This is a genomic window from Halanaerobium salsuginis (assembly GCF_900114545.1).
In the GTDB taxonomy this organism is placed as follows: domain Bacteria; phylum Bacillota; class Halanaerobiia; order Halanaerobiales; family Halanaerobiaceae; genus Halanaerobium; species Halanaerobium salsuginis.
Genome location: NZ_FOTI01000016.1, coordinates 11,973 through 37,797 on the forward strand (window position 1 = coordinate 11,973; position 25,825 = coordinate 37,797).

Consider the following 25,825-nt stretch of genomic DNA (forward strand, 5'->3'; position numbering starts at 1 on the left):
ATCCAGGAGGCGATTTTTCTGTTTAAATAAGCAATTAATAATATAAAAGATAATTAGCTACGAATAACTAGGTCAGGATAAATCATAGTTATTAACTCAAGATTTGACAGCAATCTTTAATTTTGGTAATATTAATGTGCGAATTAGATAATGATAATCAGTATCATAAAGCTTTGTTATCTAATTATTTTAAATTCCAAAATAATCTTATAAGCTCAAAAGGAGGAAATTTATATGCAATTAGATTCACTGGCAGGAAATAAGTGGAAGTCAGAGATTGATGTTCGCGATTTTGTGCAGCATAATTATCAAGAATATCTTGATGATGCAAGTTTTTTAGCTCCGGCTACTGAAAGAACAGAAAAGCTGTGGGAAAAATGCCTGGCTTTATTGAAACAGGAAAGAGAAAATGATGGTGTACTTGATATTGATACTAATACTGTATCTGATATTAATGCTTATGATGCTGGTTATATTGATCAGGAAAATGAAAAAATTTTTGGTTTACAGACTGATGCGCCTTTAAAAAGAACAGTTAATACTTATGGTGGTATTAGAATGGCCAGACAGGCTACAGAAGCTTATGGCAAAAAGCTTGATCCTGAAATAGATGAAATTTTTACTAAATATAGAAAAACACATAATGATGGTGTTTATGATGTTTATACACCAGAGATTAGAGAAATTAGACGTTCAGGAGTTATAACTGGTTTACCAGATGCTTATGGACGAGGTAGAATAATTGGTGATTATCGGAGGATTGCTTTGTATGGAATTGATCGTTTAATTGAAGCTAAGAAGAAAGATAAAAGTAATTTAACTAGTCCAATGACTGAAGAAACAATTCGGCTGCGTGAAGAAGTTAGTGAGCAAATTAAAGCTTTGAAAAAATTAAAAGGACTTGGCGAAACATATGGGTTTGATTTAAGCAGACCCGCTGAAAATGCCAGGGAAGCTATCCAGTGGACTTACTTAGGTTATTTGGCTGCAATTCAGGAAAATAATGGTGCAGCAATGTCCTTTGGTAGAGTTGCCGAATTTTTTGATGTATATATTGAACAAGAATTAGCTGAGGGAACTTTGACTGAACAGGAAGCGCAGGAATTAATTGATGACTTTGTAATTAAATTACGGCTTGCCCGTCAATTAAGAACTCCTGCTTATAATGAATTATTTAGTGGTGATCCACTCTGGGTTACTATTGTGTTAGGTGGGATTGGAATAGATGGTCGTCCTCTGGTTAGTAAAACAAGTTTTCGTATCTTAAATACACTTTATAATTTAGGACCAGCACCAGAACCTAACTTAACAATTCTCTGGTCAGAATTATTACCAGATTCATTTAAAAAGTTCTGCACAAAAGTATCAAAAGATACCAGCTCATTACAATACGAGAATGATGATTTAATGAGGTTGAAATTTTCTGATGACTATGGTATTGCTTGCTGCGTTTCAGCAATGACTCCTGGTAAAGATATTCAATATTTTGGAGCTCGCTGCAATCTGCCCAAAACATTGCTTTATTCTTTAAATGGAGGGCGTGACGAAAAATCAGGTACTCAGGTAGGCCCTGAATTTAAAGCTTATCAGGGGGATTTATTGGAGTATAAGCAAGTAATGGAAAATTTTGAACTTTTCCTGGACTGGTTAACTGAACGTTATGTTGATGCACTAAATATTATTCACTATATGCATGATAAGTATGCTTATGAAGCTGTTCAAATGGCTCTACATGATACTGAAGTTCGCAGAATTATGGGCTTTGGGATTGCTGGATTATCAATTATTGCAGACTCTTTAAGTGCTATTAAATATGCAGAAGTTAAACCTATTCGCAATGATGAAGGTCTAATTATTGATTTTGAAATTAATGGAGACTTTCCTAAATATGGTAATGATGATGATCGTGTTGATCAAATAGCTGTTGAAGTCGTTAAATTATTTATGAATAAATTAAAACAACATGAGCTATATCGTGATGCTGTCCATTCAATGTCTATTTTGACTATAACTTCGAATGTTGTTTATGGTAAAAAGACAGGTGCAACTCCAGATGGACGTCCAGCTGGAGAACCATTCGCTCCTGGCGCTAATCCAATGCATGGACGTGATAAATCAGGTGCAATTGCTTCTCTTAATTCTGTTGCTAAAATACCTTATGAATATTGCCAGGATGGTATTTCTAATACCTTCTCAATTATTCCTAATGCACTTGGTAAAGGTGAAACTGAACAAGTTGACAATCTAAGTTCAATTTTAGATGGTTATTTCTCTCAAGATGCTCATCATTTAAATGTTAATGTTATGGAAAGAGAAACACTACTTGATGCAGTTGATCATCCCGAAAAATATCCTCAGTTGACAATTAGAGTTTCTGGATATGCAGTTAACTTTATAAAATTAACTCCCGAACAACAGCAAGAAGTTATCGCTAGAACCTTTCATAAGTCTATTTAAATTTAACTTTAGCTGGTGGCAGTCTTTTAAAAGACTGCCATCTTCAAGTTTATTTAAAAAAATGATTAAAGGGGGAACAGGATATTATGACAGTAGGATATATTCATTCAATTGAAACATTAGGAACAAGAGATGGGCCAGGAGTAAGATTTGTTGTTTTTCTGCAGGGCTGCCCGCTGCGCTGTAAATATTGTCATAATCCTGATACCTGGCAGCTTAAAGATGGTCAGAAAATTACAGTTGAACAGCTAATTAAAAAAATAATTAGATCACGTCCCTATTTTGAACGTTCAGGGGGAGGAGTTACAGTTTCTGGTGGAGAACCAACTTTACAATTTGCTTTTACACTTGAATTATTAAAAAAGTGCAAAGAAGAAAATATCCATACTGTACTTGATACCTCAGGCTGTACAGATCCAGATAAGTTTCGCCAGTTAATCCCTTATCTTGATCTTGTTTTACTTGACATTAAAGAATTAAATAAAGAACGTCATTTAGCTTTAACAGGTGTTAGTAATGACAAAACTCTAGAGGTTGTAAAGATTATGGAAAAAGAAAAGCAGCCTTACTGGATTCGACATGTAGTTGTACCTGGTTATACTGCTAATAAGTCAAATATAGCAAGTTTAGGTCGCTTTTTAAAAAATAAAAAACATCTCGCAAAAGTTGAGTTATTACCATATCATAAATTAGGTGAATATAAGTGGGAAGAGTTAGGCCTTGATTATCAGCTTACTGATGTAGCAGAGCCTTCAACTCAATTAATGCAAGAATTAAACAGTATTTTGGAGCAATACAATTTAAATATTGCCTAATTTAAATTGTTCCCCTACACTTTTATAGTCAGGGGAACAATTTTATTTTTTAATTTCAACTCTACTTTTAGGCAGGGCTTCAGGATAGTTTTGCTGAATAAATTTTATTAAATTTTCTCTTAAAAAAACTCTTAGCTCCCAGGAAGTGGGAGAATCTTTAGCACTAACTAAAATTCTTAATTCCATTACTTTTTCTGTGGTATCGGTTACTTGAACAACCTTTACTTTTTTATCCCAGAGCTTATTATCTTGCAGTAAATTATCTAATTCTTCTCTAACTTCATCAACTGGAATACTATAATCAGTATATAAAAATACAGTTCCTAGAATAAATGATGACTTTCTGGTCCAATTCTGAAATATATTGTCAATAAAATATGTTGTTGGAACAACTAATCTTCTGCGATCCCAGACCTTAACTACTACATAAGTTAAGTTGATTTCTTCAATAGAACCCCATTCACCATCAACAATAACTACATCATTTACCCTAATGGGCTGAGCAATTGCCAGCTGAATACCAGCAATAATAGATGCGATGATCTTTTGAGCAGAAAAACCTATTATAATACTGGCAACTCCAGCTGAAGCAAAAAGACTAACTCCAATACTTCTGATTGGCTTAAAAGTCATTAAGGCTGCTGCAACTGCAAAAAATAGAATTAAAATCCTGATAACCCTTTCTAAAATACGATACTGCGTATGAATTTTACGTGCTTTTAAATTATCTTCAACATCAATCCGGTGCTTTTGAGCAAGATAAAGTCTAAATTGATGCATTGATTTAATAATAATCCAACTAAAAATAAAAATTATACTAATTTCTAAAAATTGAGTCAAAGCTGAGTAAAGAAATTTACTTTTTTTATGCAAAATAAGTGGTATAATTAAAGCAATATTTAAAAATAATAGAAAGACTGGCAGTTTAAATTTAGTAATTAATTCTCTAAAAATAGTTTCATAAAAGTTATTAGCTAAAACTCGAGCTGTAAAAAAGATAAGTAAATAAATACTTAAAAAGATTAATAAACTATAAGTTAGGCTTAACAGCATTTAAATCACCTCTAAATTAATTATAGGTATAAATATTGCTGATTACAAATCAGTTTTTAATTATCAGGTTATTTTAATAAAATAAAGAAAAATATGTTAGCAAAGAGGTTTTTTAACTTTTCTCTAGAATTATTAAAATAAGTTTTACATTTTTATACAAAATATTTAGAGAATTATCTATTTTAATAAGGGGTGCTGGTATGGTAGAAAATTTTTCAGCTAAAGATATATTAGAAAATTTAACTGTAGGAGTTGCTTTAATTGATCAGGAATTTAATATTTTTTATACTAATAATTTAATTACAGAGATTACTGGTTATACCTTAAATGATATTAGCACTCTGCAAGAATGGTTTGAAGCAGCCTATCCTGATTCTGCTTTAAGGAATGAAGTTCAAGATGATTTTTTTACTAAAATAAAAAAAGGTAGTTATAAAGATGTTTTTAAAATTAAAACGAAAAATAGTGGTTATAAATATATAGAATTTAGAGTAAAAGAACTTAATAATAAAAAATTAATGGTAAACATAATTGATGTTAGTAAAAGAAAAAGCAGAGAAAAAGAAATTGCAACAATTAAGAACAGGTTAGAATTAGCAGTAGATGCTGCTGAAATAGGAATTTGGGACTGGAATATTAAAAATAATCAGACCTATTATAATAGGTTCTGGACAGAGATGATTGGTTATCAAGAAGATGAATTAGCGCAAACTATTTATACCTGGTTTGATTTAATTTATGCAAAAGATGAATTAAAAATTAAAGAAAATTTACAAGCACATTTATCAGGTGAGACTGATTTATATAAATGTGAATATCGTTTAGAAAGTAAGAATGGTGATTTAATCTGGATTAGAGATGTGGGAAAGGTAATCACTAGAGATAATAAAGATAATCCAGAACGAGCAATTGGGATTCACATTAATATTAATGAATATAAAAAAAGAGAGAAACGAATTGAGTATCTTTCGTTTCATGATGACTTGACTGGTCTTTATAATAGACGTTATCTTGAAAATGAAATGAGAAGACTTAGTGAATCACGTAAATATCCGATTAGTATTATAGTAGGTGATTTAGATAATTTAAAAGCAGTTAATGACAATTATGGTCATCAAATGGGAGATGAGTATATTGTAAAATCATCTCATGTTTTTGAGGAAGTTTTGCGCAGTGAAGATATAGCGGCTCGAACTGGGGGAGATGAATTTGCAATTTTACTGCCAGAAACTGATCATGAAGATGTAAAACAGATTTGTCAAAGGATACAGAATAATTTTGCTAAATATAATAAGCAGAGTGAATTTCCAGCTGAGTTTAAAATTTCACTTGGTCATTCAACAATGAAGAATAAAGAAATTGATCCCTTTTTAGTTTATAATATTGCTGATCAAAATATGTATATTAATAAAGGCAGAAAATAGCTGTAGTACTTAACTAATGACTTAATATTATAAGAAAGGATGATCTTGTGAATAAAATGTCCTATAACTCTGTTAAATTTGATGCATTTATTATACCTTTACTAATTATTACTATAATTTTTACTGCCTTAGCTTATTATGGTATAACTAATACTAGAGATTATTTTTATCAAAGTAAAATTGCAAGATCAAACCAGATTACGAATAGCTATGCTTATGCTTTTCATAAATCGGCAGATGCTGAAACAATAATTGATAATCTTATTACAGAACGCTTAAAAATTGCCAGTGATATTATAATTAGAGCTAAAGAATTAAATACTGACGCTGATCTAGAAAATCTAGCTAATTTACTGCAGATTGATTTCATTTATCATTACAACAAAGAAGGGGAAATTATTAATTCCTCTACTGTTAATCATTCAGAAAATTTTACAGTAAAAAATAATCAATCTATTAATTTTTTAAAAAGTAATAATAAAAAAAAGATAGGAGAATTTGTTAAAAATAAATTTAATGATGATTATTACAAATATGCATATTTAAAACTTGCTGATGATAGTTTAATTGAAATAGGTATCAAAACTGAAAAAATTCATAAATTTTTAGTTAGTTTTTCGCCTAATAATTTATTAGCTGAAATTAAAAAGATTGAGTCAATAGATAAAATTTATTATTTAAATGCCAGCTATCAGATTATAGCCAGTACTGACACCAGTATTTTAGGTAATAAAATTGATAATAATGAAATTATCAATCAGCTTGCTCAAAAAAATCAGTATTCACGAATAATTGAAATTGGGCAAAAAAGATTTTATGAAGTAATTAATCCAATTAAAGATTTTGATCATACTTTTATTAATGAAAACTATCAGCACCAACATCAAAATTCTGGTTATCTTGCTTTGCGTTATCCTTTAGCAGAAAATGATGCATTAATTAAACAAATAACATTTTATGGTGTTATTTTTCTAGTTTTTTTATATTTGGTTTTTGCTTATATTTTTTATCTATTTTATCATAAAAATAAAAATTTATTACAATTAGTATATTATAATCAAAAAACTAAGTTACCAAATCGCAAATTTTTTGAGGAATTTCTTACTGATAAATTATCAGATTCTTCGCAGGAAAAAAATATTTTAATGGTTGATTTTAATAACTTCAAAACAATTACTCTTAATTTTGGTTATAAATATGCAGATGATTTAGTTAAAAAGTTAACTCTGGAGTTAGTAAAACTAAATAAAGAAGCAACTGTTTATCATTTTAGTTCTAAGCAGTTTATTTTTTATATTGAAAACTATGATTTTAATGAAATTTTACATTTAAGTAAAAAAATTAAAGAATTTAGTAAAAATGTTTTTGAAAAATGCCAGGTGGAAGAGATTCTACAGCCACAAATTGCTGTAGTTAAAATTGATAAAAGTGAAGATAATGTTGAAGAAGTTTTAAAAAAGGCAAATCTTACTTTAGAAAAAGCTCGAGAAAAAAAAGTGGATTTTTTATTCTATGATGACTATATTGCAGGAGAAATAACTAGAGAAAGTATATTAAAAAGAGAGCTTAGGCTGGCAATAGATAATGAAAATATAGATGCAATTCACTTAAAATATCAGCCAATATTTTCTTTAAAAAAGAAAAAAATAATTGCTTTTGAAGCACTAGCGAGAATGAAATCAAAATTTTATGGAGAAGTTTCTCCAGTAGAGTTTATTAATATAGCTGAAAAAAATCAGCTTATCTTTCCCCTAACTAATTTGATTTTAAAGAAAGCCTTTTATTTTTCAAACTTAATTACTAAGGCTAATTCTACTGAGATCAGAGTTTCAGTAAATATTTCTGGAATAGATCTTATGCAGGATAATTTTATTGAAATGATCAATAATAATTTAGTACTTACTGGAGCTAGTCCCCAAAATATAAAATTAGAAATAACTGAGTCAGTTTTATTAAATAATTTTAATTTACTTAATAATAAATTAGAAAAGTTAAGAAAAAATAAAATAAAAATTGCTTTAGATGATTTTGGAACTGGCTACTCTTCATTTTATCATTTAGATGAGTTGAGTCTTGATTTAATTAAGATTGACCGTTATTTTTTAAATAAAATTTCCAAAAGTCAGCAAGATAATATGGTTATTGCTTCTATTATTGAAATGATTCATAGACTTGGTTTAGAAGTAGTAGCAGAAGGGGTAGAAACTAAAGCTCAGCTAGATTATTTACTAAGTAATAACTGTGATCTCATTCAGGGCTATTATATCAGCAGACCTGTAAATAAAGAAGAAGCTCTGGCACTGCTCAAAAAAGACTGGTCGGGCCTTTATTAAATTAAATTAAATTTAAAATAAGACTAAAAAAAGTTTGCTAAATATGATAATATAATTAAATAATTTATTATGTTAATTAAATCTAGATTATTAAAGGAGCTAACAACTTGCCAGATAAATCAATTAAATTAATAAAAAAATTGTCGAATGCAAATGGAATCTCTGGTTTTGAAAACGAAGTTCTGGATGTAGCTAAAAATGAAACAGCTGCAAATTTAAATTTTGAACAAGACGCAATGCAAAATTTGTATTTATATACTAAAAATTACAATTCAGATAAACCTACAGTTATGCTGGATAGTCATTCTGACGAAGTTGGCTTTATGGTTAAATCAATCAATAAAAATGGCAGTTTGAAATTTGTAACCATTGGTAATTGGGCCCCTCAGAATATTCCAGCCCATAAAGTTAGGATAAAAAATAGATATGGTAATTATGTAAAAGGTATTGTGGCTTCAACTCCTCCTCATTTTTTAAGCCAAGCTGAAAGAGAACAGCTGCTGCCAGTTGAAAAATTGATTATTGATCTTGGCTCAACTTCTTATCAGCAAACAATTGATAATTATGGAATTGAAGTTGGAGCTCCTATTATTCCAGATGTAGAATTTGAATATGATGATTCTAACCAGATTATGATTGGAAAAGCCTTTGATAATCGGCTAGGAACTGCAATTGTGATTGAATTAATGCTTTATTTTGCTAATCAAAATTTAGATTTCAATCTAGTAGGGAGCCTTTCAGCTCAAGAAGAAGTTGGGACTAGAGGAGCAGAAGTTACTGCCCGCAAAATCAGGCCAGATCTTGCTTTAGTATTTGAGGGGACACCAGCTGATGATAATTTTAGAGACCACTATGATTCTCAGTCAGCTTTAAATAAAGGACCACAAATTAGGCACCGTGATATTTCAATTATTTCAAACCCAGCTCTGGTTAAATTTGCTAAAAATTCGGCCAGACTAAATAAAATTCCTTTTCAAGAAGCAGTTAGAATTGGAGGAGGTAATGACGGAGCCCGAATCTTACTTAGTAACTATTCAGTACCCACAGCTGTGCTTGGAGTTCCAGTTCGTTATGCTCATACCCATTACTGTATTTCCTCTTTGCCTGATTATAAAAACACAATTAAATGGGCTAAATCTATTCTTACAGATCTTTCGTCTGCTCAATTAAAGCAGTTTAATTATATTTAAATTAATTTCTGTATCCAGAAATATTGTATAATATTTTACTTGACAATAATCATTCCTTTTGTATAATTAAATTATAACATAAAACATCTAATAATTTTATAAGCAAATAAGAGAGGGATGATAATTATGAGAAAAGTAATGAAAAAAGTTGCTGGAGCAGGTGCAGTTGTTGGTGCCGCTACTGCGTATGGAAGTCTATTGGTTCACATTTGGTCATAAATAATTTATATAAAAACAAAAGCAAACCTGGCAGTGCTGCCAGGTTTTTTTATATAAATAAAGGAATTACCTTGTCTACTAAAGAAATAATTATATATAAGCTAAATTAATAATTAGACAAATTAAATATTTTAATAATGATTAATAATTTATTATAATCAGGAGGAAATAAATAATGTTAAGAAAGGTAAAAAAATATTTAAAAGGTAATTTAAGCCAGGATGGAGCAGGAGTAAAGTTAAGAAGAATGTTTGGTTATCATGATCTAAATGAATTTGATCCTTTTTTGTTACTTGATTTTTTCGACAGTACAGATCCAGCTGACTATTTAAAAGGATTTCCCTGGCATCCTCATCGTGGCATAGAAACTATTACTTATTTAATAGAGGGTGAAATAGATCATGGTGACAGTTTAGGCAATAAAGGAGCCATTAAATCTGGACAATGTCAGTGGATGAAGGCTGGCTCAGGAATTATTCATCAGGAATTACCACAAGAGTCAAACTTAATGCTGGGAGTTCAAGTCTGGCTTAACTTAGCAGCAGATGACAAAATGTCTAAACCAGAATATGGAGATTTAAGCGCAGATAAAATAACTACTTATCAAGATAGCAAAAAAACAGTCCATATCTTGGCAGGAGAATTTGCTAATCAGAAAGGTCCTATCCAGCGAGAAAAAACAAATCCTACTTTTCTAGATGTTGAATTAACTGCTGAGTCAGAATTTAATTATCAACTGCCAGCTGAACAACAAGTTTTTGCTTTTTTAATTAGAGGTAAAGCAAATTTTGAAGTGAATTCGGAAAAGTTTGTTGAAAAACCTACAATTGTGCTTTATGAATCTGGCACAGAAATAAAAGTTAAAACTGCTGAAGAAAAAGCACGCTTTTTCTTAATCGCCGGGCAAAAATTAGCTGAACCAGTTGCCTGGGGAGGTCCAATAGTTATGAACAGTCGGGAAGAACTGGTAATTGCCTCTCGGGAACTTGATAATAATTCTTTTATTAAAACAGAAGCAGAGTTAGATTAATTCCTGATTAAATTTAACTTTACAATTTTGATAATTAAATAATAAATGATATAATATAATTTATAAATGTAATAGATTTTGTAAAAGGAGTTGTTTTTATGGACGAGGACAATATTCAACGATTGCATTATCAGGACAAAGAAATAATTTTAATTCCTACTGCTCATGTTTCTAAAAAAAGTGCAGAGCAAGTTGAAACAGTAATTAATTCTGAACAGCCTGATAGTGTTTGTGTTGAATTAGATCAAGAAAGATTTGAGTCTATCAATGATCAAAATAAATGGGAAGAAATGAATATTTTTGAAGTTATAAAAAAGAAAAAATCTCTTTTGTTATTGGTTAACCTAATTATTAGTTCATTTCAAAGTAGAATGGCAGAAAAGCTGGGAATAAATGCAGGGCAGGAAATGAGACAGGGAATTGCCTCTGCTCAGGAAATTGGAGCAGAATTGGTTTTGGCAGACAGAAATATTCAGATAACATTTAAAAGAGTCTGGCGCGGTTTAGGTCTCTGGGAGAAATTAAAACTTATTTTCCAGATTATTTCAATGCTTTTTGTTGATGAAGAAATAACAGAGGAAGATATGGATCAATTAAAAAGTGGAGATGCACTGAATGTTATGTTAACTGAAATGGGTAAATCTTTTCCTGGAATAAAAAAATATTTGCTTGATGAAAGAGATCAATATCTGGCTTATAAAATAAAAAATGCTTCTGGGCAAAAAATAGTTGCTGTTCTTGGAGCAGCTCATGTTCCAGGAGTAAAAGAAGAAATTTTTAAAACTCAAAATCTAAATGAAATAACTAAACTTCCTCCTAAAGCAAAGTGGACTAAACTGATAACTTGGGGAATTCCAATTGTAATTTTATTTATTATTTTATATAGTTTTTTTAATAATTTAAGTACTGGGATTGATGTCACAAAGACCTGGATAATCTGGAATGGTTCTTTAGCTGCTCTGGGTGTTTTATTAGGAAGAGGTCACATTTTAACTATCTTAATAGCTTTTATTGTTGCACCACTTAGTTCTCTTAACCCTGCCATAGCTGCTGGGTGGTTTGCTGGACTAGCAGAAGCCTATTTTAAAAAGCCTCAGGTTAAGGACTTTCAAAAACTTTCGGAAGGAATTACCATTAAGGATATCTATACAAATAAAGTTACCCATGTTCTTTTGATAGTTATTTTAGCTAATCTAGGTAGTATGATTGGAACCGCTGTTGGAGGAGCAAGTTTACTTAGAACCTTTTTCAACTTATTTAATTTCTAAATTTAAAATTCAATTTGTAATTGGTCTTGAGGGAAGGCTCTGCTCATATTTATCTGGGGAGAGTTTTTCTATATGATATTGATTAAAGTAAACTTTGTAATTAAATTCTTAGCAGTAATGATTAAATAAAAACAAATTAACTAGTCGACAAGCTAGCAACTCCTTGATATAATACATAATAATAGAGTAGCCAGGAGTTTAATTTAACTTAGGAGGTCATAAATTTGCTTAAAATTGGAATTTTAGGATTAGGTACTGTGGGTAGTGGAGTAGTTAAAATTTTAGAAAAAAACGAGGAAAACATTAAAAACAAAGTTGGAGCAAAATTAAAGATAGAAAAAATATTAGTTAATAATTTAAATAAAAAACGAGAACTTAACTTTGCTCAAGGCATACTAACTAATGATGCAGCAGAAATTATTGATAATCCAGAAATTGATATTGTAGTAGAATTAATTGGTGGTGAATATCCAGCTTATGATTATATCATTAAAGCAATAGAAAATGGTAAAAATATCGTAACTGCTAATAAGCTAGTAATTGCAAAACATGGTAAAGTTATTTTTAAAAAAGCTGATGAAAATAATGTGCAAGTCTGTTATGAAGGTAGTGTAGCCGGTGGTTTACCAATTATTAGACCGCTACAAAATTCTTTAGCAGCTAATAAAATCAAAAAAATATATGGTATTTTAAATGGAACCACAAATTACATTTTAACTGACATGAGTAAAAAAAATAAAGAATTTGCTGACTCCCTTGCTCAAGCTCAAAAATTTGGTTTTGCTGAAGCAGATCCTGCCTCAGATATTGAGGGGGCAGATGCTGCTTATAAAATAACTATTTTATCACTGCTTGCATTTGAGCGCTTTGTTGATGTTAATTCTGTTTATGTTGAAGGAATTACTAATATAGCTAGTGAAGATATTAAATTAGCAGCAGAAATGGGATATATAATTAAACTTTTAGCAATTGCTAAAAATTCTGATCAGGGACTTGATATTAGGGTACATCCTGCTTTCGTACCTCAGGATCATCCATTAGCCATGATTAATGGTACATATAACTGTGTTTATCTTCATGGCGATGCAGTTGGGCAGGTTATGTCTACTGCAAGGGGAGCAGGACAAATGCCAACCGGTAGTGCTGTTGTTTCCGATATTATGCAGGTTAGTAAAGATATTAATTTCAATCAACGAGAAGTTCAGAGAATTGATAAGTTTTTGGATAGCCAAGTGGTTGATATTAATGAAATAGAAAACAGCTTTTATTTGCGATTAGAAGTTTATGATCAACCAGGAGTAATGGCTCATATAGCCAAGATATTTGGGGACAATAATGTTAGTCTTGCTTCAGTACTACAAAAACAAAAAGATAACCCAATTGTTCCACTTGTTTTTATCACCCATCAGGTTAAAGAAAAAGATTTAAATAAGTCACTTAAAGCAATTGAAAGTTTAAAAGATGTGGTAAAAATTAATAACATAATTAGGGTGGAAAATAATATTTAATTTTATTTAGTTAGTTTTCCATTATGAATGTAGAATTGAGGAGTGATAATATGGAAAATAGGGAATGGTTAATTAGAGATTTAAAACAAAGTTGGTTGGCAGAAAGAGCTAAAAAAGTTGCTCAGGTAGGTAAAATAGATAAAGAGTATTATCATCAGTATGATATTAAACAGGGTTTAAGGAATTCTGATGGTACTGGAGTGGTAGTTGGGTTTACTAAGATTGGCTCTGTACACGGATATACATATTGTGATGGTATAAAGACTCCTATAGAAGGTAAACTATTTTATCGTGATATAGAAATTGATACTCTAGTTAAAAATACTGGTGAATTTGGCTTTGAAAAAATAGTTTATTTATTATTATTCGGTGAATTACCTGGTGATAAAGAATTAAAGCAATTTATTTCTATTTTAGATGGATTTCGCAAATTACCGACTCATTTTACTGAAAATACTATTTTAAAAAGCCCTAGCAAGGATGTTATGAATAAATTGCAAAGGGCAATTCTTGTCTTATATTCATATGATGAAAAACCTGATTGTTTAGAAATAGATAGGATTTTACTGCAGAGCTTAAAATTGATTGCTAGATTCCCAACAATTATTTCTTATGGATATCAAGCAAAAGCACATTATTTTGATGACCAGAGTTTATACTTGCATAATCCAAAACCAGGCGCTGGAACAGCAGCTAATATTTTACATATGATTAGATCAAATAATGAATACACTAATCTAGAAAGAGATACTTTAGATTTACTATTAATTCTACATGCTGAACATGGAGGAGGAAATAATTCAGCTTTTACTACTCATGTTGTTTCTTCAAGTGGTACTGATACTTACTCAGCTGTAGGAGCTGCTGTAGGCAGCTTAAAAGGTCCAAAGCATGGAGGAGCAAATTTACGAGTAAAAGCAATGGTCGATAATATTAAAGAAAATTTAGCTGATTATTCTGATCAGAGTGAATTAAAACTTTATTTAGAAAAGATATTAGATAAAAAGGTATTCGATCAAAAAGGATTAATCTATGGTATGGGACATGCTGTTTATACAATTAGTGATCCCCGGGCAGTTATTTTAAAGTCTAAATCAAAAGAACTAGCTTTAGCTAAAGGAAGAATGCAAGAATTTGAATTATATAATAACATAGAAAAATTAACTAAAGAAATTTTTAAAGAGCGTCGTGGAGCAGATGTAAATATTTGTGCAAATGTTGATCTTTATTCTGGATTTGTTTATCAATTACTAAATATTCCAGAAGAACTTTTTACCCCTTTATTTGCTACTGCTCGGGTTGCTAGCTGGTGTGCTCACCGGATAGAACAATTAGTTAGTGATACTAAAATAATCAGACCAGCTTATAAATCAATTAAAAACGAAGAGAAATGTACTATTATTTAAATATTTTTGCAGGACTAAATATTTTTTGGTAAAATTAAATTAGTTTATAAAATAAAGATTTAGGAGGAAAAAGAATGAATAGAAAGGTAATTGAAGTAAGTAATCTTGCCGAATTTGCAGAAGACTTTAAAAAAAGAGATAGTAGTCAGCTCATTGCAAATGCAGTTATTAAAAATGGTATTGATAATACAGCTTTAAACAATGAAGCAGTTAAAAAAATGCACTATGATTTTTCCGAAGAAATTGATGTTGGTAAAGTTACCAATCAGAAAAAAAGTGGACGCTGCTGGATGTTTGCTGCCTTAAATAATATTCGCTATAGTATTTCTAAAGATCTAAATATAAAAGATCATGATTTTGAATTATCCCAATCATATACTATGTTCTGGGATAAACTAGAAAAGGCTAACTTTTTTCTGGAAAATATTATTGAAACAGTTGAACTTGATATTGACAGCAGAAAAGTAATGTGGCTTTTAAATGAACCCACTAATGATGGTGGTCAGTGGGATATGTTTACTGCTTTAATTGAAAAGTATGGTATAGTTCCTAAATATGTTATGCCAGAAAGTTATCATAGTAGTAATTCAAGCGGCTTAAATAAAATTTTAAATATGAAGTTGCGCTATCAGGCTAAAACATTGCGAAATGATTTTAAATTTGGAGCAGATAAAGAAAGCTTACGTGAAGAAAAAGAGGATATGTTAGCTGAAATTTATGCTGTTTTAGCTTATTTTCTGGGAGAGCCACCTCAGAAATTTGATTTTGAGTATCGGGATAAAGAAGGCAATTTTACTCGCGATAGTGGACTTACTCCGGTAGAATTTTATCAAAAATATTCTAAAGTAAAGATGACTGATTATGTAAGTTTGATTAATGCTCCAACTAAAGATAAACCTTTTGAAAAAACTTATACAGTTGAGTTTCTCGGTAATGTTAAAGAAGGACAGCAAATTCATTATTTAAATCTTCCTATTGAAAAATTAAAAAAATATACTCAAATGCAGCTCAAAGATGGTGAACCAGTTTGGTTTGGCTGTGATGTAGGTCAATATTCTGACAGAAATCTTGGAATTATGGATTCTGAACTATATAAATATCAAGAATTACTGGAAACAGAGATTTCTTTTACTAAGGGAGAGAGACTGCAGTATGCTGAGAGTATTTTAACTCATGCTATGGTATTTACCGGTGTTAATATTACTGATGGCGAAACAGCTAATCGCTGGAAAGTTCAAAATAGTTGGGGAGATAAAGTAGGAGAAGAAGGATTTTTTGTAATGAGTGATAAATGGTTCGAAGAATTCAATTACGAAGTTGTAATTAATAAGAAATATCTATCTGAAGCTGATTTAGCGGCCTATCAAAAAGAAGCTATAATCTTAAAACCATGGGATCCTATGGGATCACTGGCCCAAAACTAAGAATAATATTTAATAAATTATAAATCTTTAAATTTAAGAAGTTAATTAAAACTGCTGTTTTTTTACAGCAGTTTTAATTTTTAAATAATAATAAATGTAAAAAAGTAACTTGACTTTATGAACATGATTCATTATAATTTAAATTAAGGTCAAAATTACAGAGAAAAATAATTAATTATTTTTTTATATTTTAATGAACATCATTCATTAAAATCAGATTAGAATTTTTATTTTAGGAGGAATATATATGTATAAAGATAAAAAAACAGAAAAATTGGCTACCTGGCCAATTGGTAAATTATTGACAGAAATGTCTGTTCCAGCAATAATTGGCATGATTGTTTCAGCTGTATATAATATAGTTGATACTGTTTTCGTCGGTAGAATAGGAACAGAAGCAATTGGAGCTGTGACTATTGCTTTTCCTTTGTTTTCAATTATTGCAGCAATTGGATTAACTTTTGGAATTGGTTCTTCCTCTTACATATCACGACTTTTAGGGGAAGATAATCAGAAGATGGCTAACAAAGTTGCTACTACTTCAATTGTAACAACATTTTTAGTTAGTGTTATCATGGCAATAAGTGGTATTGTATTTTTAGAACCACTGCTCAGACTTTTTGGCGCAACTGATACTATTTTGCCGTATGCAATAAGCTACACCTCTATTATTGTAATGGGTTCAATTTTTACAATGAGTAATATGAACATGAATAATATGATTAGGGCAGAAGGTAGTGCAAAAATGAGTATGGTTGCTATGAGTACTGGAGCAGTAATTAATATAATTCTTGATCCAATTTTAATTTTTGTTTTTAATATGGGGATTACTGGAGCCGCAGTTGCTACTGTATTTTCTCAGGCTATTTCTACAGTAATGCTATTTGGATTTTACAAAACTGGGCGTAGTGTGCTCAATATTAGATTAAGTAAATTTAGACCTGATTTAGGAATTTATAGTGAAATAATGAAAATTGGCGTTCCAACTTTAATCAGGCAGCTCTTGAGCAGTATTGCCATGACACTACTTAATAATTTTGCAGCGGCTTATGGTGATACAGTCGTAGCTTCAATAGGAATAATAAATAGAGTTTATTCACTGGGATTTTTTGTAGTAGCAGGTTTTACTCAGGGGTTTCAACCAGTGGCTGGTTTCAATTATGGAGCCCGTCAAATTAAAAGATTAAAAGATTCGATTAAAATCACTGTAAAACGAACTACTATTTTTGGAATTGCGCTTTTTATAATATTCTTCTTCTTAAATAGAGAAGTAATTATGTTTTTTTCTCAGGATGAAAATGTTATTCAAACTGCAGCGCTTGGTTTAAAAATTTATGCCCTTGTTTTACCTTTAATTGGGTTTAGTATTACAATTAATACTTTATTTCAGGCGCTTGGACATGGAGTTCCTGCCACAATTCTTTCTCTATCTAGACAGGGGATATTTTTTATTCCAGCAATTTTCATTTTACCAGGTATTTTCGATTTGAAAGGATTATTTATGGCTCAGGCAAGTGCTGATTTATTAACTTTTATCTTAACTTTAGTTTTATTTAGCTTTGTTTATAAAGAAATTAAAGAATTAGAGAGGGAAGAAAGAATTCAAAAAATAAATTTAGACTATAAAGCAGAAAAAGCTTGCAATTAGAATTAATTTTAATCTATTAGCAGGTTTTTATCTTTACTTAATGCAATTATTTAATATATAATTAGTTTAGATAGTTATTGCTTTATTTTGAGCCATCAATAAGAGATGAGGAGAGATCTTATATGCCCAAGATAATTGAGAATTTAGAAGATAAAATTATAAAAAAATCCTTAAGTCTATTTAGAAAAAATTCTTATAAAGAAGTTGGAATGCGGACAATTGCGGAAGAAGTTGGGATAGCTGTGGGTACTCTTTATAATTATTATCCCAATAAGTGGAAATTGTATATTGAAGTTTTAGAAGAAAGCTGGCAGGAAACTTATCAGCGGCTTAAAAAAAATTGTAAAAATGTTAAGGGAGATTATTTAAAAGGGTTTTTACAAATCTTTTATTTTGAAATGAAAGATAAGAAAGGAATAGTCCGGGAATTATTTCGTTATATAATGAATGACTTAGAATTAAATGAAGAAGAACAAAAAGAAAAATTAGATAGAATTAGATTTCCTGATACAGTAATTAATCAAATTCATAAATTATTTATTATTAACCTTGAAAAAGAGTTTGCAGTTGATTTCGATATTGATGATCTTAATTTAAATAGATTATTTACGATGCTGCAGACTTATATCCCAATTTTACAAAGAAATTATAAAAATGATCAGGAAAATATTACGTATCTCTATGATTTGACTAATTCTTATTTAAAAGAAAAAATTATTAAACAAAAAAAAGCTGAGTCACTCAAGTAGAGGACTCAGTTTTTTAATTTATTTAAATATAAGTTAAGAATTTTTTATTTTATAAATATCCTCTTAATTCTTTGCTTCTAGTTGGATGGCGTAATTTACGCAGTGCTTTTGCCTGGATTTGCCTAATTCTTTCTCTGGTAACTCCAAACTGACTGCCAACTTCTTTAAGAGTTCTCTGTCTGCCATCTTCTAATCCATAACGTAATTTAATGATTCTTTTTTCTCTTTCAGTTAAAGTATTTAAAACTGTTTCTAACTGATCTTTTAATAATTCAGAAGATGCAATAATTTCTGGTGCAGGAGCATCCTGATCTTCAATAAAGTCTTTAAGATGGCTATCTTTTTCTTCACCAATCGGTGTATCAAGCGAGGTGGGCTGCTGATTCATTGCTAGTTTTTGGATTTCAAGAACTTTTTCTGGTTCAAGATTCATTTCCTGGCCAATTTCTTCTATAGTTGGTTCTCTTTCTAAATCTTTTTTAAGCCGTTTTTCAATTCTACGCAGCTTGTTCATTGTTTCTACCATATGAACAGGGATTCTGATTGTCCTGGCCTGATCAGCTAAAGCTCTAGTAATCGACTGTCTAATCCACCAGGTTGCGTAAGTACTAAATTTATATCCCTTGCTATAATCAAATTTACCAACTGCTTTCATTAAGCCTTTGTTACCTTCTTGAATTAAGTCCAGAAAAGACATGCCTTGACCGATATATTTTTTAGCTATACTAACAACTAGGCGTAAATTTGCTTCAGTTAATTTTCTTCTTGCTTCTGGATCGCCTTTTTCAATTCTTTTGGCCAGAGCAACTTCTTCTTCTTTATCAAGCAAATCAACCTTACCCATTTCCTTAAGATAAACTCGAACAGAGTCATCAATACCAGCACCTGCGGGAATTGATAAGTCTAATTCTTCCTCTTCTTCTTCATTACTATCAGTCTGGTTAGAATTATTCGCCTTATTTTCTTTATTAACCATTGTAATTCCTCCTCAATACATAATGCCTGACACAATCATTAATTGTAACATAAAAAAAGTAAAATTTAAAGCCATTTAGTCGATTATTCAGCTAAATCACTTAATTTGAGTTTACTGAAGTTCTGTTGACGGAGATCTTTTAATTTCTGATATGTTGTTTTTAATTTTTGATCATTAAATATAATATGCAAATTTTCATCAAGTTCAGCTGGCTCAGCTTGATAAAATTTATTGGAAAATAGATCCCAAAAGTTAATTTGATCAATCATTTTAACAGCTAGATAATTACCCCCTTCAGTTTTAGCTATTAAGTTATTCTTTAATAAAAATTCCAGACTTTTATTTATAATTGTAAAAGGCAGGTTGATCTGATCAGTTAACTCTGAATAACTTAAAAGATTATCTTTTTTTTGCTGTGAATTTAACTCAAATAATATTTCTAAGGCTATTAATTCTTCTAAAGCAGGAGTAACTTTTTTGGCGTTGGCCAGATAAATTAAATTATGACGGTTTTGAAAAGCATAACTTATGATAGCTCCCAATAAAATAATTAGCCAGATCAAGTACAGCCAGATTAAAAAAATTGGAATAACTGATAAAGGACCATAAATTTGATTGTAAGTAACTAAATAAGAAGTATAAACAGCATAAAATCTTTTGCTTAAAATAAAAAGAGTCCCACTAAAAAATCCTCCCAGTAAAGCAGACTTCCATTCAACATCTGTATTTGGTATAAAATAATAAGCCAGAATAAAGACAATAAAGTTAAAAAGAAAACTAAAGTTAATAAAAATACTTTCCTCTTTAATCTGTCCACCACTAAACCAGTTACCAAAATAATGTTCAGCAAATAAAATTATAATTGTTAAAAAAAGTGTAATAACAAAAGTTCCTAAAGTAATAAAAGTCCAGAAAGAAATAAATCTTTTAAGCAAATCTCTATTTTTATTGACTTCCCAAATCTTATTAAAAGTAATTTCGATTCTAGCTAGAAGAAAAACAATAGTAATTACCAGAGAAACAAAACTGATAATTCCCAACTGTTCAAGTTTTACATTAGAAATAAATATTCTCAAATAAGCAATTAGAGCTTCTCCAGCACCAGTTGCTAAATTATTTAAAATTAGAGATTCCAGAGCATTAATAATATTATCTATCCGACCAAAAAAATTAAAAAGAGTTATTATATAAAAAGAGAAAATAAGAAAAGGAACTAAAGAAAGCAGAGTAATGTAGACCATACTCATTGCCTGAATAAAAATTTCTTTAGCCTTAGCCTCTCGATAAATAATCTCAATAAATTTAAGAAGTTTATAAAGTAGAGGATACTTTTTCAGCTGCTGAAAATAGTTGGCTAGCTTTTCCATTGCTGTCACCCTTAACTAATTTAAATTTTCTTAATGAAGTATTTAGCTGTTAGAATAAAAATATTCCCTAACTCTATATTCAAGAAAATAAAAAATTATCCTTCTTCAATTTCACTGAAATTGTTCTATTGATTTATTCCTGGCTTTTTTTCTGCTATAATTAAGTGTAAAGGAGGATAAAAATGCCTAAGAAAAAACTAGGAATTATTTTAATTGTTGCTGGATTATTTATTTTATTTAATAGTCTTAATCTGCTAAATGATGATTTGTTTTTATATTTATTAGCAGCTACTTTTATTGCTGTTTACTTTATTTTAGGCTCTGTCAGACATTATCATAATATTGGCTTTTTAATACCAGGAGTAGTTTTACTTGCTATTGCTTTAAACAATGACTTAAACAGATTTGAAAAGATTGACCAACTTGGTGGAGGGATCTTTTTTATCTTGTTAGGAGTTGCCTTTTTATCATTACTCCTGCACACACAAAAATTCAAGAAATGGGATTGGCCACTTTATCCTGGTCTGGCTCTGGCTATTTTTGGTTTAGTTTTTTTATTCTTCGAGAATAGCAGCCTATTTCAAGAGTTAGCCTATCTTAATTATCTGATCCCAGCTATTTTAATTATTGGAGGAATTATTTTACTCTATTTTAGCTCTGATCAGAAATAATTTCGCGCAAGTATAATAATTATAAAGATTCTCAATTAGATGTCTGGTTAGATATTAGCTGTTAATTATGATATACTTAATAAGTGCAGTCTAATAAGTTATTCAAATACTTCTACCTAATTTGGGTAGAATTTTATTAAATATAAATACTTTAAGTTATTAAATTGTTAAAATTTTGAGAAGGGAGATTAGAGTATGCCAAAAAAGTTTAAACGTGTCCTGATAGCTAATCGAGGCGAAATTGCAATTCGAGTTATTAGAGCTTGCAAAGAATTAGGAATCAGGACTGTAGCAATTTATTCGGAAGAAGACCAAACCGCACTTTTTAGAACTAAAGCAGACGAAGCTTATCAGATAGGAAAAAGCAAGGGGCCAATTGCTGCTTATCTTTCAATTAATGAAATTATAGAACTTGCTTTAAAAAAGGATGTTGATGCAATCCATCCTGGATATGGTTTTTTATCAGAGAATCCAGAATTTGTTCGCAAATGTGAAGAAGCTGGAGTTAAATTTATTGGTCCAGATGCAGATGTAATGTCAAAACTAGGTGATAAAATAAAGTCAAAATTAATAGCTCAAAAGTTTTCTGTTCCAACAATTCCTGGCCTTGAAAAGCCAATTAAAAGTGAAGTAGAAATCAGTGAATTTGCAGCTAAAAATGGCTATCCATTAATGCTTAAAGCTGCTGCTGGTGGAGGCGGAAGAGGAATGAGAATTGTCCGCTCAGAAAAGGAATTACTAGCTGCTTTTCGTGATGCTCGTGAAGAAGCTCGTAAAGCTTTTGGTAATGATGATATTTTTGTAGAAAGATATTTAGAAAATCCTAAACATATTGAAGTTCAGATTCTGGGAGATGAACATGGTAATTTGGTTCATCTTTATGAAAGAGATTGTTCTATTCAAAGACGTCATCAGAAAATAATTGAATTTACGCCTGCAGTTGCTCTAAGTGAAGAAAAGAGGCAGCAGATATTAGCTGATGCACTCAAGTTGACTAAGGGAGCTGGCTATAAAAATGCTGGGACAGTAGAATTTTTAGTAGATAAAAACAATAATCACTATTTTATTGAAGTTAATCCGAGAATTCAGGTTGAACATACAATAAGTGAAATGGTAACAGGTATTGATATAGTTCAGAGTCAAATTTTAATTGCTGAAGGTTATCGACTTGACTCAACAGAAATTAATATACCAGACCAGCAGAGTATTAAAGTCAATGGTTATTCAATTCAGTGCAGAATAACAACTGAAGATCCAGCTAATAATTTTATTCCTGATACAGGCCGTCTTGATCATTATCGAACAGGTTCTGGGTTTGGAATTAGACTTGATGGTGGTAATGGTTATACTGGAGCTGTAATTAATCCCTATTATGATAGCCTGCTTGTTAAAACAATTTCCTGGTCAAGAAGTTTTCCCGATGCAATTAGAAAAGCAATTCGTTCTGTAGAAGAAATGAAAGTTCGTGGTGTCAAAACTAATGCTTCTTTCTTAATAAATGTGCTTAATCATCAAGAGTTTGAAGCAGGTAGCTGTGATACTGGTTTTATTGCTAATAATCCTGATTTACTTAATATTATCCCCGGTTCAAATCAGGAACAAAAGATATTAAATTATCTGGGTGAAAAAATTGTTAATACTACTAAAGGTAAAAAACCAGATTTTGATGTTCCTAAAATACCGGAATTTAATGAAGTTGAAAATTTAACTGGCAGCAGACAAATTTTAACTGCCGGAGGGCCAGAAGCAGTTGTAGATTGGATTAAAGATACAGAAAAATTATTATTAACAGATACTACCTATAGAGATGCTCACCAGTCGTTAATGGCAACTAGAATGAGAACTATTGATATGGAGAAAATAGCAGCAGCTACTGCTAATTTAGCTAGTGATCTATTTTCTCTGGAAATGTGGGGAGGAGCTACTTTTGATGTAGCATATCGTTTTTTAAAAGAATCTCCCTGGGACAGGCTTAAGCGCTTACGAGAAAAGATACCAAATATTATGTTTCAAATGCTTTTACGGGGCTCTAATGGAGTTGGTTATAAAAATTATCCTGATAATGTAATTAGAAAATTAGTTAGTGAAGCTGCCCGGGCAGGAATTGATATTTTTCGTATTTTTGATTCCTTAAACTGGTTACCGGGTATGGAAATAGCGCTTGATCAGGTAATTAAAGAAAATAAAGTAGCAGAGGTATCAATGTGCTATACTGGAGATATACTTAACCAAAAAAGAACAAAATATGATCTTGATTATTATCTCAATTTAGCCAAAAAAATTGAAGCTATGGGTGCTCATATTTTAGGCATTAAGGATATGGCAGGTTTATTAAAACCATATGCTGCTTATGAATTAATTAAAGCTTTAAAAGCAGAGATTTCTATCCCGATCCATCTGCATACCCATGATACAAGTGGTAATGGTGCGGCAACTTTAATCATGGCTGCAGAAGCAGGAGTAGATATTATTGATACAGCATTTAATACAATGGCTGGTTTAACAAGTCAGCCCCCATTAAATTCAATTGTAGCTGCACTTGAGCATACTTATCGTGATCCAGGCATTAATCTGGCTGATATTCAGCAAATAGCTAATTATTGGGGAGCAGTGCGCCCGGTTTATGCACAATTTGAATCTGAATTAAAGTCTGGCACAGCTGAAATATATAAATATGAAATTCCTGGTGGTCAGTATTCTAATTTAAAACCTCAAGTTGAAAGTGTTGGTCTGGGTCATCGCTTTAAAGAGTTTAAAGAAATGTATCGGAAAGTTAATTTTATGCTGGGAGATATTCCTAAGGTCACTCCTTCTTCAAAAGTAGTAGGTGATCTGGCAATATTTATGGTTAAAAATGATTTAAATCCAGATAATATTACTAGTAAAGCTGCTAATATGGCTTTTCCTGATTCAGTTGAAGCTTACTTTAAAGGAATGTTAGGTCAGCCTCCCGGAGGCTTTCCAGAAGAATTGCAGCAGTTAGTTTTAAAAGGAGAAAAGGCAATTACAGTTCGTCCAGGAACCTTATTAAAAGATTATGATTTTTCAGCAGCTAAAGCAGAATTAAAAGCTGAATATGAACTTGATTTTTCAGAGCAGGAATTAGTTGCTTATGCTCTATATCCTAAAGTGTTTAAAGATTATCTAGATTATCAAAAGGATTATGGAGATCTTAGCTATATGGGAAGCGATGTCTACTTCCATGCTCTTGCTGAAGGAGAAACAAGCGAAATAAAAATTGGGGAAGGTAAAGCTATGGTTGTCAAACTACTTGAAGTTTCTAAAGTTGATGATCAGGGTAATCGGAGATTAGCTTTTGAGGTTAATGGCTTTAGAAGAGAAATAAAAATTTATGATAAAGCCAGCATTAAAAATGCTGATCAAAATGTCAAAAAAATGGCTAATCCAGATAATGAACTGGAAATTGGAGCCAGCCTCCCTGGAAATGTTGTTGAAATTTTAGTTGCTGAAGGAGAAGAAGTAGCTGCTAATCAAAGTTTAGCAATTATGGAAGCTATGAAAATGGAAACTAACATAACAGCTCCTGTAGCTGGTAAAGTGGCTGCTATTTTTGCTACTCCTGGTCAGCAACTAGAAGCAGGAGAACTTATTTTAGAACTAGAATAAAGAGTAAATTTAAAGTAAGTTTAATTTTATTTAATAGCTAAAACCCATTTATCTTGATATAAATGGGTTTTTATTCTTTTAATAAAGGAAAAACTTAAAAAATAGAGAATAAAACTAAAAGAGGTCTTTAAACTAATCTAAGCTTAAATCTGGTAAATATTTAGAATAAATAATTAAGGAGTAGTGTAATGTCAAAAAAATTTTCCTATTTTTTAATTAGATTTACAATTGTTCATCTAATAACATATATTTTTATTAATGTAGTATTTATGAATGCAGAAAACTACTTTAATACTTTTTCACAAATTGAAAAATATCTTGATTACCAGCTTTTAGATGTAAACATCCTACGTTTTGCTTCTTTATTTCAGATTTTTAGAGGCGCATTTTTTGCTCTAATTCTTTTTCCATTTTATAATACAATTATTAAAAGTAATTATGCCTGGCTAAAACTATTTTTATTAATCTGGGGTTTTTCTTTAATTGGTTCAGTTGCGCCTATTCCTGGTTCAATTGAAGGCTTAATTTATACAGATTTAAGTTTAAGCCAGCATTTGATTGCTGCTGTTAAAATTACTATCCAAATTTTTGTTTTTAGCTGGTTTTTTGTTAAATGGGAAAATAGAACTGAACGTGACTATAGTTAAATAGGGGGTTAAA

18 protein-coding genes are annotated in these 25,825 nt (G+C 30.5%); 15 read left to right on the plus strand and 3 right to left on the minus strand.

Going from position 1 to position 25,825, the window contains the following annotated elements; translation table 11 throughout:
• The first annotated feature begins 234 nt into the window (after positions 1-234).
• Positions 235-2,457 carry a formate C-acetyltransferase gene (gene pflB, locus BMZ74_RS06765; protein WP_089861332.1) on the plus strand — a complete coding sequence of 741 codons (2,223 nt, stop codon included), beginning with the start codon at positions 235-237 and terminating at the stop codon, positions 2,455-2,457.
• An 86-nt stretch (positions 2,458-2,543) separates the two neighbouring features.
• Complete coding sequence (gene pflA / locus BMZ74_RS06770) at positions 2,544-3,272, plus strand: pyruvate formate-lyase-activating protein (protein ID WP_089861334.1); 729 nt, start codon at positions 2,544-2,546, stop codon at positions 3,270-3,272.
• A 42-nt stretch (positions 3,273-3,314) separates the two neighbouring features.
• On the opposite strand, the gene BMZ74_RS06775 is transcribed toward pflA, so the two are convergent.
• On the minus strand, positions 3,315-4,325 hold the full coding sequence (locus BMZ74_RS06775; RefSeq protein WP_089861336.1) for a mechanosensitive ion channel family protein: 1,011 nt from the start codon (positions 4,323-4,325) through the stop codon (positions 3,315-3,317).
• 200 nt (positions 4,326-4,525) lie between these two features.
• Here BMZ74_RS06775 and BMZ74_RS06780 point away from each other — a divergent pair, with 200 nt between their 5' ends.
• The 10 genes from BMZ74_RS06780 (at position 4,526) to BMZ74_RS06825 (ending at position 18,524) form a co-directional block, all read left to right on the plus strand.
• A complete protein-coding gene (locus BMZ74_RS06780) occupies positions 4,526-5,749 on the plus strand; it encodes a sensor domain-containing diguanylate cyclase (protein WP_089861338.1) in 1,224 nt (407 codons plus the stop codon).
• A gap of 56 nt (positions 5,750-5,805) precedes the next feature.
• Positions 5,806-8,082, plus strand: a complete 2,277-nt coding sequence (locus tag BMZ74_RS06785) for a GGDEF domain-containing phosphodiesterase (protein ID WP_245750842.1) — start codon at positions 5,806-5,808, stop codon at positions 8,080-8,082.
• A gap of 107 nt (positions 8,083-8,189) precedes the next feature.
• Complete coding sequence (locus BMZ74_RS06790; protein WP_089861342.1) at positions 8,190-9,272, plus strand: M42 family metallopeptidase; 1,083 nt, start codon at positions 8,190-8,192, stop codon at positions 9,270-9,272.
• Between the two features lie 394 nt (positions 9,273-9,666).
• Entirely contained in the window at positions 9,667-10,521 is an 855-nt protein-coding gene (locus BMZ74_RS06795; protein ID WP_089861344.1) for a pirin family protein, read from the plus strand.
• A 98-nt stretch (positions 10,522-10,619) separates the two neighbouring features.
• Entirely contained in the window at positions 10,620-11,789 is a 1,170-nt protein-coding gene (locus BMZ74_RS06800; RefSeq protein WP_089861346.1) for a TraB/GumN family protein, read from the plus strand.
• A gap of 224 nt (positions 11,790-12,013) precedes the next feature.
• Positions 12,014-13,297: a homoserine dehydrogenase gene (locus BMZ74_RS06805; protein ID WP_089861347.1), complete on the plus strand. Its 1,284-nt coding sequence runs from the start codon at positions 12,014-12,016 to the stop codon at positions 13,295-13,297.
• Positions 13,298-13,347: 50 nt separating this feature from the next.
• Positions 13,348-14,703, plus strand: a complete 1,356-nt coding sequence (locus tag BMZ74_RS06810) for a citrate/2-methylcitrate synthase (RefSeq protein WP_089861349.1) — start codon at positions 13,348-13,350, stop codon at positions 14,701-14,703.
• 74 nt (positions 14,704-14,777) lie between these two features.
• Positions 14,778-16,127 carry a C1 family peptidase gene (locus BMZ74_RS06815; RefSeq protein WP_089861351.1) on the plus strand — a complete coding sequence of 450 codons (1,350 nt, stop codon included), beginning with the start codon at positions 14,778-14,780 and terminating at the stop codon, positions 16,125-16,127.
• A gap of 247 nt (positions 16,128-16,374) precedes the next feature.
• Positions 16,375-17,775, plus strand: a complete 1,401-nt coding sequence (locus BMZ74_RS06820) for an MATE family efflux transporter (RefSeq protein ID WP_089861353.1) — start codon at positions 16,375-16,377, stop codon at positions 17,773-17,775.
• 122 nt (positions 17,776-17,897) lie between these two features.
• Positions 17,898-18,524 (plus strand): TetR/AcrR family transcriptional regulator, encoded by a 627-nt coding sequence (locus BMZ74_RS06825; RefSeq protein ID WP_089861355.1) that lies wholly within the window; start codon positions 17,898-17,900, stop codon positions 18,522-18,524.
• A 49-nt stretch (positions 18,525-18,573) separates the two neighbouring features.
• On the opposite strand, the gene rpoD is transcribed toward BMZ74_RS06825, so the two are convergent.
• Entirely contained in the window at positions 18,574-19,500 is a 927-nt protein-coding gene (gene rpoD, locus BMZ74_RS06830) for an RNA polymerase sigma factor RpoD (RefSeq protein ID WP_089861356.1), read from the minus strand.
• Between the two features lie 83 nt (positions 19,501-19,583).
• Positions 19,584-20,867, minus strand: a complete 1,284-nt coding sequence (locus BMZ74_RS06835) for a YihY/virulence factor BrkB family protein (RefSeq protein WP_089861359.1) — start codon at positions 20,865-20,867, stop codon at positions 19,584-19,586.
• A 182-nt stretch (positions 20,868-21,049) separates the two neighbouring features.
• Between BMZ74_RS06835 and BMZ74_RS06840 the strand changes: the two genes are divergently transcribed.
• The 3 genes from BMZ74_RS06840 to BMZ74_RS06850 all read left to right on the plus strand — a co-directional run bounded on the left by BMZ74_RS06840 (position 21,050) and on the right by BMZ74_RS06850 (position 25,812).
• Positions 21,050-21,538, plus strand: a complete 489-nt coding sequence (locus BMZ74_RS06840) for a hypothetical protein (RefSeq protein WP_089861361.1) — start codon at positions 21,050-21,052, stop codon at positions 21,536-21,538.
• A 195-nt stretch (positions 21,539-21,733) separates the two neighbouring features.
• Positions 21,734-25,165, plus strand: coding sequence for a pyruvate carboxylase (locus BMZ74_RS06845; RefSeq protein ID WP_089861363.1), 3,432 nt, complete (start codon positions 21,734-21,736; stop codon positions 25,163-25,165).
• A 188-nt stretch (positions 25,166-25,353) separates the two neighbouring features.
• Positions 25,354-25,812, plus strand: coding sequence for a hypothetical protein (locus BMZ74_RS06850; RefSeq protein ID WP_089861365.1), 459 nt, complete (start codon positions 25,354-25,356; stop codon positions 25,810-25,812).
• The last annotated feature ends 13 nt before the right edge of the window (positions 25,813-25,825 follow it).

Coding starts and splice junctions, on each gene's coding strand:
- pflB (WP_089861332.1), top strand. CDS start 235: ATGCAATTAGATTCACTGGCAGGAAATAAGTGGAAGTCAGAGATTGAT.
- BMZ74_RS06820 (WP_089861353.1), top strand. CDS start 16,375: ATGTATAAAGATAAAAAAACAGAAAAATTGGCTACCTGGCCAATTGGT.
- BMZ74_RS06795 (WP_089861344.1), top strand. CDS start 9,667: ATGTTAAGAAAGGTAAAAAAATATTTAAAAGGTAATTTAAGCCAGGAT.
- pflA (WP_089861334.1), top strand. CDS start 2,544: ATGACAGTAGGATATATTCATTCAATTGAAACATTAGGAACAAGAGAT.
- BMZ74_RS06845 (WP_089861363.1), top strand. CDS start 21,734: ATGCCAAAAAAGTTTAAACGTGTCCTGATAGCTAATCGAGGCGAAATT.
- BMZ74_RS06835 (WP_089861359.1), bottom strand. CDS start 20,867: ATGGAAAAGCTAGCCAACTATTTTCAGCAGCTGAAAAAGTATCCTCTA.
- BMZ74_RS06825 (WP_089861355.1), top strand. CDS start 17,898: ATGCCCAAGATAATTGAGAATTTAGAAGATAAAATTATAAAAAAATCC.
- BMZ74_RS06810 (WP_089861349.1), top strand. CDS start 13,348: ATGGAAAATAGGGAATGGTTAATTAGAGATTTAAAACAAAGTTGGTTG.
- BMZ74_RS06775 (WP_089861336.1), bottom strand. CDS start 4,325: ATGCTGTTAAGCCTAACTTATAGTTTATTAATCTTTTTAAGTATTTAT.
- BMZ74_RS06840 (WP_089861361.1), top strand. CDS start 21,050: ATGCCTAAGAAAAAACTAGGAATTATTTTAATTGTTGCTGGATTATTT.
- BMZ74_RS06780 (WP_089861338.1), top strand. CDS start 4,526: ATGGTAGAAAATTTTTCAGCTAAAGATATATTAGAAAATTTAACTGTA.
- BMZ74_RS06815 (WP_089861351.1), top strand. CDS start 14,778: ATGAATAGAAAGGTAATTGAAGTAAGTAATCTTGCCGAATTTGCAGAA.
- BMZ74_RS06850 (WP_089861365.1), top strand. CDS start 25,354: ATGTCAAAAAAATTTTCCTATTTTTTAATTAGATTTACAATTGTTCAT.
- BMZ74_RS06785 (WP_245750842.1), top strand. CDS start 5,806: ATGTCCTATAACTCTGTTAAATTTGATGCATTTATTATACCTTTACTA.
- rpoD (WP_089861356.1), bottom strand. CDS start 19,500: ATGGTTAATAAAGAAAATAAGGCGAATAATTCTAACCAGACTGATAGT.
- BMZ74_RS06800 (WP_089861346.1), top strand. CDS start 10,620: ATGGACGAGGACAATATTCAACGATTGCATTATCAGGACAAAGAAATA.